Origin of the sequence: Aquisalimonas sp. (genome assembly GCF_007120195.1) — a bacterium.
GTDB lineage: Bacteria > Pseudomonadota > Gammaproteobacteria > Nitrococcales > Aquisalimonadaceae > Aquisalimonas.
Window position 1 is genome coordinate 1 of sequence record NZ_SKOG01000031.1, and the last position, 13,917, is coordinate 13,917.

Sequence of the window (13,917 nt, forward strand, 5' to 3'; positions counted from 1 at the left end):
AAACGACAAGGGCGGCGTTTGTGACTCCGAGGAGCGGGAACCCACGTTGCGCATCACGGTGACCGACCGGGTTGGCAAGGATGGGGTGCTCCAGGGAACGCTGCCGGGTTGTGTCAATGACTCACATTCATTGGAGGGGGATGAAAACCTGGACGAAGTCAACCACATTACACCCAACAATGAGGGCCGCGGTTATCGCTGGCGCAACGGGGCGTTGACCATGCAGCTCCTCGCCGTCAACAACAGTTCCGCCGATTACACGCTGCAAACGGATGAGCTGCCCACCGCTCGGGGCGGTGGAGACACCGGCAATGGCGGCATATTCGCCAAGGGTTTCCAGCGCGACGGCAGCGCCATCAAGATCGAGCCGAAAGGCGAACACAACGGACTGCTGTACGAATCCAGCATCTTCTGGAACTGGGGCGACATGCAGATATTCCAGCAAGCAGGTCAGGGCATTAAGTGTTATGGCGGTCAGGCTTATAATGCCCTGCTCACCCAGGAAGCCGGCGGCCTGAACCCCGGTCAGTACGATGGCCTGGTGAGCGAGCTCAGGAACAACGAGGAGCTCCAGAACCAGTACGCCGGCCTGCTAAGCGATTTGGCCGACGCGGCTGCCGCCGGCAACGAAGACGGTGTCCAGCGAGCCCTTAAAGGACTGGCCGAGTTGTTTGCAGAAAACCCCAAGGTTGGCAGTTGGGGAGTACATGGCGATCTGTCTCTTCAGGATTACCATCGCCTGCGCAGCTACTCACAAACTGAGCAGTTCAACCCGGATCTGCTCGATATCGATCAAGGCCTGTTCGACGGGTCCCAGGACGTCGACCTGGATGGCACCCCTGCTGATGTCACGGATGTCGAACTGGATCTGCTGCCAGCGGCTGGGCCGAACTACCAGCTCGGGCGGCGATCATGGATTGACATCGTTCCTGAGTGAAATGACGGGGCCGGAACGGGTGATTCCGGCCCCGTGACTTTCAATAAGGTGAGTGGACAGAGAAACACGCATGAGCATAAAGACAGGTCGACCCACCGGCTTTACCCTGATCGAAGTCATGATCGTGGTGGCCATTGTGGGCATTATCGCCATGATCGCCTATCCCTCCTACCAGAAGCATGTGCAGGATAGCCGCCGGGCGCAGGCGCAGGCCGATCTAATGGAGCTCGCGCAGTTCATGGAGCGGCGGTATACGCTCAATAACACCTACGAGAACCTGACCTTGCCGTTTGATCAAACGCCAAAAAACGGCACAGCGCACTACGAGCTGGAATTGATCGACCCGGAGCGAAGCAGCTTCACGCTGCAAGCAACCCCCGTCGGCGCGCAGACGAGCGACCGGTGCGGCACCATGACCATTGACCAGGGCAATCAGCGTACGGCCGCCGACGACAACTGCTGGTAGCCCGCCGGGCTACTCCATGGGCTGGAGGTGCTCGCGGTAAACTCGCCCGTTCTCCACGTAATGGGCGGCCCCGTGGGCAAGCGCCTCCATTTGTTGCTCGGTGAGCTCTTTCACCACCTTGCCGGGCGAGCCCATGACCACCGACCCGTCCGGGATCTCCTTGCCCTCGGGGATCAATGCGTTGGCGCCGATCAGGCAGTTCTTGCCGATGCGCGCGTGATTGAGCACCACGGCATTGATGCCGATGAGACTGTTATCGCCGATGGTGCAGCCGTGGAGCATGGCTTTGTGGCCGACGGTGACGTTGCGGCCGATCTCCAGCACGATGCCGGGATCCGTGTGCAGCACGCTCGCATCCTGGATGTTGCTGTTGTCGCCGATGATGATGCGGTCGGTGTCCCCGCGGACCACGGCGTTGAACCAGATGCTCACGTTGTGGCCGATGTCCACGTCGCCGATGACGGTGGCGTTGCCGGCGATAAAGCACTCACCCCGTCGCGTTACCTTGCGGTCTTCCAGTTGGTAGAGCATGGTGCCTCCCAGATTGGTTCAATCATTCAGTCAGCCTATGGGACCGCATCATGGCACGAGATGACTTCCGCTTGTTGCACACCGAACGCGTCCGCTGGGGTGAGGCGGACATGCAGGGCGTGGTATTTAATGCCCATTACCTCACCTATATCGATATTGGGGTGACCGAGTATTTCCGTGCCCTGCAGGAGGATGGGGGCAAGATGGATGTGGCGGGGGACACGCTGCCCGTCGGCGGCGGGGATTTCTTCATGGTGCGCACGGAGCTCGATTACCACGCCTCGGCGGAATTCGACGATCTCATCGACATCGGTGCCCGCATCGCCCGCTTCGGCCGGACCAGTGTGGAGTGGATCAGTGAGATTCACCGCGGTGACGAGCATCTCCTGACGGCCCGTCTGGTGTATGTCCATGCGGACGTGGCGAGCAAGACCAGCAAGGCCGTGCCACAGGCGTTCAAAGACGCCGTCGCCGCGTTCGAGCGGATTCGGCCGGAGGGGGTATAAGCGGCGTCCTGCGTTGCATGGGCGCCGTTGACCCGCCGCCGAACCGCGGATTAGGCGCAGCCGTAATCCACCGTTAAACGACCGGCGCCGAAGGCGCACAACAGCTCGTGTCACGCGAACGTAATCACCCCGCGCGCATTGCGCCCGGCTTCCATATCGGCGAAGGCCTGGGCGGCCTGATCGATGGTGTAGGTCTGGGTGACCAGTTCGTCGAGCATGAGAGCGCCGCTGGCGTAGAGCCCGAACAGGCGCGGGAAGTCGTAGCGCGGGCGTGCCGAGCCGAACCAGCTGCCGCGGATGCCGCGTTCCTCGGCGGGCAGGGACAGGGTACGGATGCTGGTCATGTCCTCGCGCGGGGCGACGCCCACCACGATCACGGTGCCGCCTTTGCCCACAGAGGCGTAGGCCTGTTCGGCGACCTTGCCCCGGCCCACGCATTCGAACGCGTAATCCGCGCCGCCGCCGGTGAGTTTGCGGACGGCTTTGGCCGCCTTGTCGTCGGCGAGCACAACGTCGGTGGCACCGAAGTGCTTCGCCGTCTCCAGTTTCTGCTCGGACATGTCCACGGCCACGATCTGCCGGGCACCGGCGATGCGGCAACCCTGTATAGCGTTCAGGCCCACACCTCCGGCGCCGAAGACCACGGCAATACTGCCGGGCTCCATCCGCGCCGTGTTGAAGACGGCGCCGACGCCGGTCATCACCGCACAGCCGACCAAGGCGGCGCGATCCAGGGGGACGTCGTCGGTGACGGGCACGACATTGTTGACGTGCAAAGTGGCGTACTCAGCCATGACACCGCAGCCTGAGAAAACGCTGAGGGTGGTGCCGTCGGCGTCCCGGGTGCGGACCGTGCCGTCGGGCAGCGTGGTCAGCGCGGTGTTGACGGTCTCGCACAGCACCGGGCGGCCGGCGTTGCAGTAGCGACAGGTGCCGCACATGCTGACGAACGAGGTGATCACGCGATCGCCGATGCTGAACTCGGTCACACCTTCACCCACCTCGACGATTTTACCGGCGCCTTCGTGGCCGAGGACCAGGGGCGGCGGGAAAGGAATGACGCCAGTTGCCGCGGAGAGGTCGCTGTGGCATACACCGCAGGCATGTATGCGGATCATCACTTCGTTGCGGCGCGGCGCCTCAACCTGGATGTCCTCGACGCCGACGGGCTGGTTCCAGTCGCGGCATACGGCAGCGCGGGCAGTCTGGGGCATGATTCATTTCTCCACTTTGTATCATTGTGAGGGTGTGAAGACGCCGCGGCCAGAAGCAGCGTGCGGCGGCTTGCACTTGCCGGCGCCAGCCCCGATCATTGCGGCATCGTCGGGGTCGGACCGACGTTGCCATTCGTGTCGCGATGCACCGGAATTCTTTGGGAGCGCTCCATGAGCAAGGTCAATAAAGTAGTGCTCGCCTACTCTGGCGGGCTGGATACTTCGGTGATTCTGGCGTGGCTGAAGGAGACCTACAACTGCGAAGTGGTGACGTTCACCGCCGATCTGGGACAGGGCGAGGAGCTGGAGCCGGCCCGGGAGAAGGCGAAAGCGTTCGGGGTCAAGGAGATTTACATCGACGATCTGCGCGAGGAGTTTGCGCGGGATTTCGTCTTTCCCATGTTCCGGGCGAATGCCATCTACGAGGGCGAGTACCTGCTTGGAACCTCCATCGCGCGCCCCCTGATCGCCAAACGCCAGGTGGAGATCGCGCGGGAGACGGGGGCCGATGCCGTCTCCCATGGGGCGACCGGCAAGGGCAATGATCAGGTGCGATTCGAACTTGGCTATTACAGCCTTGAACCGGGTATCAAGGTGATCGCCCCCTGGCGGGAGTGGGATCTGCTCTCCCGCGAGAAGCTGCTGGCATACGCCGAGGCGAGGGGGATTCCCATCGAGGGTAAGAAGGAGGGCGGCTCGCCGTACTCCATGGACGCCAACCTGCTGCATATCTCCTACGAGGGCGGCGTGTTGGAGGATCCCTGGGTGGAGGCCGAGGAGTCCATGTGGCGCTGGTCCGTGGCGCCGGAGCACGCACCCGACACGGCGCAGTCCGTGGAGCTGAGCTTTGAGCGGGGCGACTGCACGGCGATCGACGGGGAACCCATGAGCCCGGCGCAGATCCTCTCCAGGCTCAATGCGCTTGGCTGCGCCCACGGCATCGGCCGGCTGGACATCGTCGAGAACCGTTACGTGGGCATGAAGTCCCGCGGCTGCTACGAGACCCCGGGTGGTACCATTTTGCTCAAGGCGCACCGGGGTATCGAGTCCATTACGCTGGATCGGGAGGCGGCGCATCTCAAGGATGAGCTCATGCCGCGCTACGCGAAGCTCATCTACAACGGCTACTGGTTCAGCCCGGAACGCGAAGCCCTGCAGGCGGCGATCGACCATACCCAGCAGGTGGTCAACGGCGTCGTGCGGCTGAAACTCTACAAGGGCGGCGTGTCTGTTGTGGGGCGCAAGTCCGACACCAACAGTCTCTTTGACGAGCGCATCGCCACTTTTGAGGATGACGCCGGCGCCTATGATCAAAAGGACGCCGAGGGCTTCATCAAGTTGAACGCGCTGCGCCTGAAGCTGCAGGCGCGCAATCGCTCCTGAGGCGCGCAACGTCGGGTGAACAGAGCGCGTACGGCAAGCCTGCGGCAACAGGATGCAGGGCGCGTTGGCATTGAACTGCAATGGATGAAGGTCATCATGTTTCGGGCCCTAAGAGACCGTTTTGCGTCGCAGCCCCCCGGGCGTCAAGAAGATGCCCCCAGTCAGTGCGAGGATTTGGGGCGTCTGCAGCGCCTGCGGATGCACGCCCGCGACCGGGACGAGCGCGAGCGCGCCGATGCCCGTTACCGGGCGCTGCTGGTCGGCGGGGATGCCAGCCTGTCGCTCGAGACGCGCCAGCGCGCGGTGGAGGCCTGCCCGGACGCGGCCGTACTCGCGTACGTCGCCCGCAGCGCGCGGGAGGAGGTGCTTCGCCGCGCCGCGGTGGAACGTATCGACAGCGATCGCGTGTTGATGGAGGTCGCGCTCAATGACCCCATTACGCGCATGCGGCGGTATGCGGTGGCACGCATGACGGATCAGGCCCTGCTTCGCAGCGTCGCCCAGCAGGCGCGTGCGAAGGATCAGCGCATCGCCCGCGACGCCGTGCGCCGGGGGGCTGAGATCGCGCAATGACAGCGTGCCCGGGCACCGCACCCCCCCGGTCACATATTCGGATAGTTCGGCCCGTCACCGCCTTGGGGCACCACCCAATGGATGTTCTGGGTCGGGTCCTTGATGTCGCAGGTCTTGCAGTGCACGCAGTTTTGCGCGTTGATCTGCAAGCGCGGATTGGAGCCGTCATCATCCCGGACAATCTCGTACACTGCGGCGGGGCAATACCGCTGCTCCGGCGCATCGTACTTTTCGAGGTTAATCTCTATCGGGACACGCTCATCCTTCAGGGTCAGGTGGGAAGGCTGATCTTCTTCGTGGTTGGTGTTGGAGATGAACACCGACGAGAGCTTATCGAAGGTCAGCTTGCCGTCCGGCTTCAAGTAGTCGATGGGCCGGAAGTCCGTCTTCGGCCGAATCTGCTCGTGGTCGGCGTGGTTGTTGAACGTCCAGGGCGCTTTGCCCCGCAATACATAGGTGTCGATGGCGGAGTAGGCCATACCGCCCCACAGGCCCCATTTGGCCATGGCCGGGCGGATGTTGCGCACCCGGTAGAGCTCGTCCCAGATCCAGGACTCCTTGAGACGGTCGAGGTAACCGGTCACCTCAAGCCCGGACTCGTCCTTCTCCGAGAGCGCCTGGAATACGGCCTCGGCGGCGACCATGCCGGATTTCATGGCGTTGTGGGTGCCCTTGATCTTGGGCACGTTCAGAAAGCCGGCGCAATCACCGATGAGTACACCCCCGGGGAAGTGCACCTTCGGCAGGGACTGGAAGCCGCCTTCCACCAGCGCCCGCGCGCCATAGGAGATGCGCCGGCCGCCCTCGAGATACTGCTTGAACGCAGGATGGGTCTTCAGGCGCTGCATCTCGTCGAAGGGCGAGAGGTAGGGGTTTTTGTAATCGAGGCCGACGACGTAGCCAATGGAGACCTGGTTGTCCTCCAGGTGATACATCCAAGCACCGCCGTAGGTCTTGCTATCCACAGGCCAGCCCACGGAATGCACAACCTTGCCCTGTTCGTGCTTCTCCGGGGCGATCTCCCAGAGTTCCTTGATGCCGATGCCGTAAGTCTGCGGGTCGGAATTCTTGCCCAGCTCGAACCGGGCGATTACCTCCTTGGTGGCGGAGCCGCGGCAGCCTTCCGCGAACAGCGTCTGCTTCCCGTGGAGCTCCACCCCGGGTTCGTGATTGGGGCCGGGGGTGCCGTCTTTCTGGATGCCCATGTCGCCCGTTGCGATGCCCTTGACTGAGCCATCGTCGTGGTAAAGCACCTCGGCGGCGGCGAAGCCGGGGTAGATCTCAGCGCCAGCCCCCTCGGCCTGCTCGGCCAACCAGCGGCAGACGTTACCAAGGCTGACGATGTAGTTGCCGTGGTTGTGCATCTGTGGTGGCGTCGGCAGCTTGTAGGACTTCTTCTCGGTGAGGAGCAGGAAGCTGTCATCGCCGGCGGGGGTATGGAGTGGCGCCCCCTTGTCCTTCCAGTCGGGGATCAGCTCGTTGAGGGCCCGCGGTTCGATGACCGCACCCGAGAGGATGTGCGCTCCCACTTCCGAGCCCTTCTCCACGACGCACACGGCGAAGTCATCCCGGCCCGCCTCTTCGGCCAATTGGCGCAGCCGAATCGCTGCCGACAGCCCGGACGGCCCGGCGCCGACGATGAGCACGTCGAATTCCATGCGTTCGCGTTCCACAGCCTCATTCTCTGCCATTGTGTAACCTCCTGCTGACGTGGCCGGGGCCGCCTTAAGGCGGCCCGGTCGTGCCACGAGACCCGGTGTGCGGGCGTTGTGTTATTCGCTGCTGAAGGCCTGGATGCCGGTGAGTGCCCGGCCCAGAATGAGGGCGTGCACATCGTGGGTGCCCTCGTAGGTATTGACCGCCTCCAGATTCATGACGTGACGGATGACATGGTACTCATCGGCGATGCCATTGCCACCGTGCATATCGCGCGCCACGCGAGCAATGTCCAAGGCTTTGCCGCAGTTGTTTCGCTTCATCAGCGAAATCATCTCCGGTGCCCAGTTGTCGGCATCCATCAGGCGCCCGAGCTGCAATGAACCCTGCAGTCCGATGGTGATCTCCGTCTGCATGTCGGCGAGCTTCTTCTGGATGAGCTGTGTGGCCGCCAGGGGCCGGCCGAACTGCTTGCGATCCAGGGTGTATTGCCGCGCCTGGTGCCAGCAGAACTCCGCGGCGCCCATGGCACCCCAGCTGATGCCGTAGCGGGCCTTGTTCAGGCAGCCGAACGGACCCGCCAGGCCTTGGACGTTGGGCAGCAGGTTCTCCTCCGGGACGAATACCTCGTTCATGGCGATTTGGCCGGTGATCGACGCGCGCAGGGAGAACTTGCCCTCGAGCTTGGGTGCTTCAAGCCCGGCCATACCCTTCTCCAAGATGAACCCGCGGACCCTGCCGTCGAGCTTTGCCCAGACCACGAACACCTCGGCAATGGGGGAGTTGGTGATCCAGGTCTTGGAGCCGGAGACGCGATAGCCGCCGTCCACCTTTTCGGCACGGGTCTTCATGCCGCCCGGGTCCGAGCCGGCGTCCGGTTCGGTGAGGCCGAAGCAGCCGATCCACTCGCCGGTGGCAAGCTTTGGCAGATACTTCTTCCGCTGCTCTTCGCTGCCGTAGGCATATATGGGGTACATCACCAGCGAGGACTGCACGCTCATGGCCGAGCGGTAGCCGGAGTCCACGCGCTCGACCTCTCGGGCAATGAGGCCGTAGCTCACATGGTTGACGGCGGCGCCGCCGTACTCCTCGGGAATGGTGGGGCCGAGAAAACCCAATTCGCCCATCTCGGTCATGATCTCACGCTCGAAGTGCTCGTGGCGGTTGGCCTCGAGCACGCGCGGGAATAGCTGCGCCTGGCAGTAATTGTGGGCGGAATCCCGCACCATGCGCTCCTCGTCGCTGAGCTGGCCTTCGAGCAGGAGCGGATCGTTCCAGTGGAATTGGCTTGTCATTCAGGACCTCCTGGGTCGGTGTTCGTTGGTCAGATGGCCGGGCTGTGTCATTTATGGGGCGCAAGTATCTCCCGAGTCGTTTACCTCTCACGTATCAAGGTGCATGAGCCCACGGTGTCATGCACTGAGAGGCGCTCGTCGCTCACCCCTCAACGCGTTCTACGACGGCGGCGATCCCCTGGCCCACACCGATACACATGGTGACCAGTGCATAGCGCCCCTGTACAGCCTCGAGCTGGCGGATGGCGGTGAGCAGTATGCGCGCGCCGGAGCAGCCCAGCGGGTGGCCGATGGCGATGGCGCCGCCATTGGGGTTAATCCGCGGATCATCGTCCGCAAGTCCGAGGTGGTGTGTGCAGCCGAGGACCTGGCTTGCGAACGCCTCGTTGAGCTCGATGACATCCAGCTCGTCCAGGCTGACGTTCGCACGCTCGAGCGCCTTGCGCGAGGAGGGCACCGGGCCGAGCCCCATCGTGCGTGGCTCAACACCCGCGACGGCGCCGGAGAGAATGCGCGCCCGGGGTCTCACCCCGGCGTGTTCGCCGGCAGCTCGGTTACCGATGAGCAAAGCGGCGGCGCCGTCATTAATGCCCGAGGCGTTGCCGGCCGTGGTTACCCCCCCCTCGAACAGGGACGGCAACTTGGCGAGTTTTTCCGCCGTGCTGCCCGCACGCGGATGCTCGTCTTCGGCGACCGTCACCGGCGGTGTCTTGCGCCCTGTGGGCACTTCCACTGGCAACAGCTCACCCTCGTAGAACCCGGCCTCTTTCGCGCGTGCATACTTTGCCTGAGACCACGCAGCGAAAGCGTCGGCCCGCTCACGGGAGATCTTCAGATCAGCCGCCACGTTATCCGCTGTCTCCGGCATGGTGTCGCCGCCGTATTGCTTGAGGACCTTTGGGTTCGGGAAGCGCGCACCAATGGTGGAGTCGAACACCCTGATGTCGCGGCTGTAGGCGCTTTCCGCCTTGGCGATGACGAACGGAGCCCGGCTCATGCTCTCCGAGCCACCGGCTACGAACAGCTGCCCCTCGCCGGCATTGGCGGCGCGAGCTGCATCCAGGGAGGCCGCCAGCCCCGAGCCGCACAGACGATTGACCGTCTGGCCGGCCACGTCGACGGGGAGCCCGGCAAGCAGGCCGGCGTGGCGGGCGATGTTGCGCGCGTCCTCACCGGCCTGGTTCGTGCAGCCCACCACGACGTCTTCGATACTGGTCGGGTCGAAACGATTTCGCTCCACCACGTGGCGGATGCAGAGCGCCAGAAGATCATCCGGGCGCACGGGCGCCAAACCGCCGGCATGGCGGCCGATGGGCGTGCGGATTCCGTCGTACACATAGGCGTCGAGCATGATGCTCCTCCTGACCTCACTCACAAGGTTGTATTAGCTTGTTTTGCAATGCGAAATCGTGTTTCGAAAACTTGACCGAGAGAATAGTTCGTGCCAGATTTCAATGCAACTCGCGTTTCACGTTCTATAAGTGTAGTCGGGGCCTGACGGTCCAGCGCTTCCGGCAACGGGTGGCGCACGTGCCCGACCCAGGCGCTCAGTGCGTCTCGGGCGCCAGGCATCACGGGTGGAACGACTCCTACCTAGTTCGTTATCAATGAGGGCAGATCCATGATCAGAGACCAGGAGACGTTGAACTCGCTCCTCGACACAGTCGGCCGATTCGTGCGCGAGCGCCTCGTACCCCGGGAACAGGAGGTGGCGGAGAACGACCGCATCCCCCAGGAGATCGTCGACGAGATGAAGGAGCTGGGCCTGTTCGGCCTGTCGATCCCGGAGGAGCACGGTGGACTGGGGCTGACCATGGAAGAAGAGGTGCTGGTGGCGCTGGAACTCGGGCACACCTCGCCGGCCTTTCGTTCCATCATGGGTACCAACAATGGTATCGGTTCCCAGGGGATCATCATGGACGGCACGGATGAGCAGAAGGAACGCTACCTGCCGCGCATGGCCACCGGCGAGATTATCGGCTCCTTCGCCTTGACCGAACCGGATGTGGGCTCCGACGCCGGCGCTGTGAAGACGAGCGCCGTCCGCGACGGCGACGTGTACGTCGTCAACGGCACCAAACGCTACATCACCAACGCCCCTTACGCGAGTGTGTTCACGCTGATGGCCCGCACCGACCCCAGCGTGAAGGGCGCCGCCGGAGTCTCCGCCTTCCTGGTAGACGCCGACACTCCGGGGATTTCCCTGGGCAAGCCGGACAAGAAAATGGGTCAAAGCGGCTCGCATACCTGCGACGTCATCTTCGAGGACGCCCGTGTCCCCGCCGATGCGCTCATCGGTGGGAAGGAAGGGCAGGGGTTCAAGACCGCCATGAAAGTGCTCGACCGCGGCCGCCTGCACATATCGGCCGTGTGCGTGGGGGTCGCCGAACGGCTCATCGACGAGGCCATGCGTTTCGCCACCGAGCGCAAGCAGTTCGGCAAGCATTTGGTGGAACACCAGCTGATCCAGGCCATGCTCGCGGACAGCAAGGCCGAGACTTTCGCCGGACGCTGCATGGTGCTGGAAGCTGCCCGTAAGAAGGACAATGACGAGCGCGTGAGCACCGAGGCATCCTGCTGCAAGCTCTTCTGTGCCGAAATGGTGGGTCGTGTCGCCGATCGGGCCGTGCAGATCCACGGCGGTGCCGGGTATATCTCCGAGTACCCCGTGGAGCGCTTCTACCGCGACGTGCGGCTGTTCCGCCTGTACGAAGGCACGAGCCAGATCCAGCAGATTGTCATCGCACGGAATATGGCGAAGGAGCTGACGGAGTAACACCATGCGGCGCACAACTACAGCACGCACAGCAAGCGGATACAGCCCATGACCCAAGCACAGATGCCTGATGAACAGATCCGCGGCCGCTGGGCCAGCGAAATCCTGGCGGCACTGCCGCAGCGCATCAGCCACCAACCCCTGGCCTGGGCACGGGAGACGCCCGAGGCCCTCGCCGTGGTCGACGGTGACGTCACCTGGAACTATGCCGACCTGGCAGCAGCCGTCGAGGAGGCCCAGCAGCGCCTGGCCGATGCGCGCGTGGGCCCCGGTGATCGCATTATGGTGTTAAACGAGAACTGCCGCGCGCTGGTCGCAATGATCCTCGCCGCCAGCGAGATGGATGTCTGGTGCGCCGTGGTCAGTGCCAGGATTTCGCCGAAGGAAATCGAAATCATCGCCGACAGCTGCAAGCCGCGGCGCCTGGTCTTTACCACCGGCGGGTCGCCGGATGCGGCCGGCCCCCTGGCCGATCAGTACGGCGCCGAGCGGATCGATTCCCAGCGGCTCGGGGAGATCGCCTTGAGCCCGATGCGCGAATCGGCTCCTGAGCCGGTCGCCACGGATGGGGCCGAACAGGTGGCCACGCTGATCTATACCTCCGGCACCACTGGCACGCCCAAGGGCGTGATGCTCACCCACAGGAATATGCTGGCCGTTGCAGCGATCTCCGGCGGGCTGCGCGGGCTCCAGCAGGGGGACCGGGTCTACGGTGTGCTGCCCATCTCCCATGTGTTCGGGCTATCCAGCATGTTCCTGGGCACACTCTACGCCGGCGCGACACTGCAACTGAGCGCGCGCTTCGATCCAGCCAGTCTTGCCAAGGCCCTCGCCGAGGACGGTGTCACCGTCCTCCAGGGTGTACCGGCCATGTTTCAGCGGCTGCTGGAATACCTCAAGACCAAGGATTTGGCCCTCGAAGCGCCGCAGCTCCGCTACATGTCCGTGGGGGGTGCGCCGCTCGATCCGAGCGTCAAGGAACGGGTGGAAAGCGCGTTCGGCCTGAAGCTCCATAACGGTTACGGGCTCACCGAGGCGGCACCGACGATCTCCCAGACGCGGCTCGACGGAGAACTGGACACGACCTCCTGCGGGCCGGTGCTGCCGTTGCTCGAATACCGGCTGCAGGGCAGCGACGGCAACCCCGTGGGCGAGGGCGAGATCGGCGAGCTGTGGGTGCGTGGCCCCACCGTGATGAAGGGCTACTACCGCCAACCGGAGGCCACCGCGGAGGTCATCGACAGCAACGGCTGGCTGAACACCGGTGACATGGCGCAGATCGACGCCAAGGGCAATCTGCACATCGTCGGCCGGAGCAAGGAACTCATTATTCGTTCCGGATTCAATGTCTACCCGCCGGACGTGGAAGCGGTGCTCACCGCGCACCCGGACGTCACCCTCTCCGCCGTCGTGGGACGGTCCGTCGTGGGCAACGAGGAAGTGGTGGCCTATGTCCAGCTCGCGCCGGGCAGCGAAGCCACCGCCGAAGACATCCGTGCCTTTGCCGCCGAGCGCTTGGCGCCGTACAAGCGGCCCTCGGAAGTCGTGATCATGGAGCACCTGCCGGCGACGCCCACGGGCAAGATCCTCAAGGGCAAGCTCAACGAAATGATTCGGGCCGGTCAGGCATGAACGGAGGGGTCGGATTTGGGTAATGAGCCGCACAACGCGGGTGAGTTCGCCGATGAGACGTCGGCGGGTTTCCATGGCCTGATCGGCCATCGCCTCACGCAGTGGGAAGAGGACCTGGCGGTCCTCGAGCTGGAGGTGGCGCCGAAGCACCTCAACCGCAGCGGCGTGCTCCATGGCGGTGTGCTCTCGACGCTTCTGGATGCCGTGTGTGGGTTCGCCGGTTGCTACGTATCGGACCCGGCCGAGCAGCGCGGCTCCATTACACTGTCCCTGACCGTGAGTTTTACTGGTCAGGTCAGTGAGGGCACCATCCGCGCCGTGGGTCGCCGCCGTGCCGGCGGGCGGCGCATTTACGCTGCCACTGGGGAAGTCTTCGGCCCCGACGGCCAACTCATCGCCCTGGGCGAGGGCACCTTCCGGCTCCGTTCCCAGACTATGGCAGCGGCAGGCAGCGAGGGCACCGCCAGCGGCGCACGCTGAGCATGCCAGCGCTGATACGTTCCGGCCTTTGGATGGCGGTGGTATTGCTTGGCACCATCGCCTATCAGCTGAGTGGCTGGGCACCCCTGGCCGTCATGGCCCAACTCGCCCTGCTTGTCTACCTGATCGGGCAGTGGTCGCTGCTTCCCCGGGTCGCGCACGTGCTGCTGGGCGTCGCCGCCCTGGCAGTGTTTGGCCTGCCATGGTTCATGGCATCGCCCGGGGAGGCGTTGTGGCTCGCCCTGGAGCGCACCATCTATTTCGCCACCTTTCTCGCCTGCCTGTCGTTCCTGCGCGAGGCCGCGGAGAGCTCGCCGCTGGTGCGCCGCTGCGGCGCCGTGCTGATCAACCAACCACCGGCCAAGCGTTATGCGACTTTGAGTTTCGGTGCCTATCTCATTGGCGTTGTGCTCAATATGGGCGTCATCAGCCTGCTGGGCGTGATGGTCCGCAAGGCCAATACCCTGG

At 63.9% G+C, this 13,917-nt stretch carries 13 protein-coding genes and 1 pseudogene; 9 read left to right on the forward strand and 5 right to left on the reverse strand.

Annotation, left to right across the window (positions count from 1 at the left end):
• Both QZT63_RS02955 and QZT63_RS02960 read left to right on the forward strand, forming a co-directional pair.
• Nucleotides 1-937 (forward strand): annotated as a pseudogene (locus QZT63_RS02955) (hypothetical protein); the annotation flags it as partial.
• A gap of 70 nt (nt 938-1,007) precedes the next feature.
• On the forward strand, nt 1,008-1,403 hold the full coding sequence (locus QZT63_RS02960; RefSeq protein WP_290648433.1) for a type IV pilin protein: 396 nt from the start codon (nt 1,008-1,010) through the stop codon (nt 1,401-1,403).
• A 9-nt stretch (nt 1,404-1,412) separates the two neighbouring features.
• Here the strand turns inward: QZT63_RS02960 and QZT63_RS02965 are convergent, their stop codons facing one another.
• The gene (locus tag QZT63_RS02965) at nt 1,413-1,934 is read right to left on the reverse strand and encodes a gamma carbonic anhydrase family protein (RefSeq protein ID WP_290648435.1); all 522 of its coding nucleotides are present in this window, start codon (nt 1,932-1,934) and stop codon (nt 1,413-1,415) included.
• A 50-nt stretch (nt 1,935-1,984) separates the two neighbouring features.
• Here QZT63_RS02965 and QZT63_RS02970 point away from each other — a divergent pair, with 50 nt between their 5' ends.
• A complete protein-coding gene (locus QZT63_RS02970) occupies nt 1,985-2,440 on the forward strand; it encodes a thioesterase family protein (RefSeq protein WP_290648437.1) in 456 nt (151 codons plus the stop codon).
• Nucleotides 2,441-2,550: 110 nt separating this feature from the next.
• Here QZT63_RS02970 and QZT63_RS02975 read toward each other — a convergent pair whose 3' ends face one another.
• Complete coding sequence (locus QZT63_RS02975; protein WP_290648439.1) at nt 2,551-3,654, reverse strand: Zn-dependent alcohol dehydrogenase; 1,104 nt, start codon at nt 3,652-3,654, stop codon at nt 2,551-2,553.
• Between the two features lie 171 nt (nt 3,655-3,825).
• Between QZT63_RS02975 and QZT63_RS02980 the strand changes: the two genes are divergently transcribed.
• Nucleotides 3,826-5,037, forward strand: coding sequence for an argininosuccinate synthase (locus QZT63_RS02980; protein WP_290648441.1), 1,212 nt, complete (start codon nt 3,826-3,828; stop codon nt 5,035-5,037).
• Nucleotides 5,038-5,052: 15 nt separating this feature from the next.
• A complete protein-coding gene (locus tag QZT63_RS02985) occupies nt 5,053-5,610 on the forward strand; it encodes a hypothetical protein (RefSeq protein WP_290648443.1) in 558 nt (185 codons plus the stop codon).
• 29 nt (nt 5,611-5,639) lie between these two features.
• Here QZT63_RS02985 and QZT63_RS02990 read toward each other — a convergent pair whose 3' ends face one another.
• The 3 genes from QZT63_RS02990 to QZT63_RS03000 all read right to left on the reverse strand — a co-directional run bounded on the left by QZT63_RS02990 (nt 5,640) and on the right by QZT63_RS03000 (nt 9,912).
• Nucleotides 5,640-7,283, reverse strand: a complete 1,644-nt coding sequence (locus tag QZT63_RS02990; protein ID WP_366635725.1) for an electron transfer flavoprotein-ubiquinone oxidoreductase — start codon at nt 7,281-7,283, stop codon at nt 5,640-5,642.
• 99 nt (nt 7,284-7,382) lie between these two features.
• The gene (locus QZT63_RS02995; protein WP_290648447.1) at nt 7,383-8,561 is read right to left on the reverse strand and encodes an acyl-CoA dehydrogenase; all 1,179 of its coding nucleotides are present in this window, start codon (nt 8,559-8,561) and stop codon (nt 7,383-7,385) included.
• 142 nt (nt 8,562-8,703) lie between these two features.
• Complete coding sequence (locus QZT63_RS03000; RefSeq protein ID WP_290648450.1) at nt 8,704-9,912, reverse strand: 3-oxoadipyl-CoA thiolase; 1,209 nt, start codon at nt 9,910-9,912, stop codon at nt 8,704-8,706.
• 270 nt (nt 9,913-10,182) lie between these two features.
• Here QZT63_RS03000 and QZT63_RS03005 point away from each other — a divergent pair, with 270 nt between their 5' ends.
• The 4 genes from QZT63_RS03005 to QZT63_RS03020 all read left to right on the forward strand — a co-directional run.
• Nucleotides 10,183-11,337, forward strand: a complete 1,155-nt coding sequence (locus QZT63_RS03005; protein ID WP_290648452.1) for an acyl-CoA dehydrogenase family protein — start codon at nt 10,183-10,185, stop codon at nt 11,335-11,337.
• Between the two features lie 48 nt (nt 11,338-11,385).
• Nucleotides 11,386-12,969 (forward strand): class I adenylate-forming enzyme family protein, encoded by a 1,584-nt coding sequence (locus tag QZT63_RS03010; RefSeq protein WP_290648454.1) that lies wholly within the window; start codon nt 11,386-11,388, stop codon nt 12,967-12,969.
• Nucleotides 12,970-12,984: 15 nt separating this feature from the next.
• Nucleotides 12,985-13,449, forward strand: a complete 465-nt coding sequence (locus QZT63_RS03015; RefSeq protein ID WP_290648455.1) for a PaaI family thioesterase — start codon at nt 12,985-12,987, stop codon at nt 13,447-13,449.
• 2 nt (nt 13,450-13,451) lie between these two features.
• Nucleotides 13,452-13,917: hypothetical protein (locus QZT63_RS03020; RefSeq protein ID WP_290648457.1), on the forward strand; the 466-nt coding region annotated here is incomplete at its 3' end.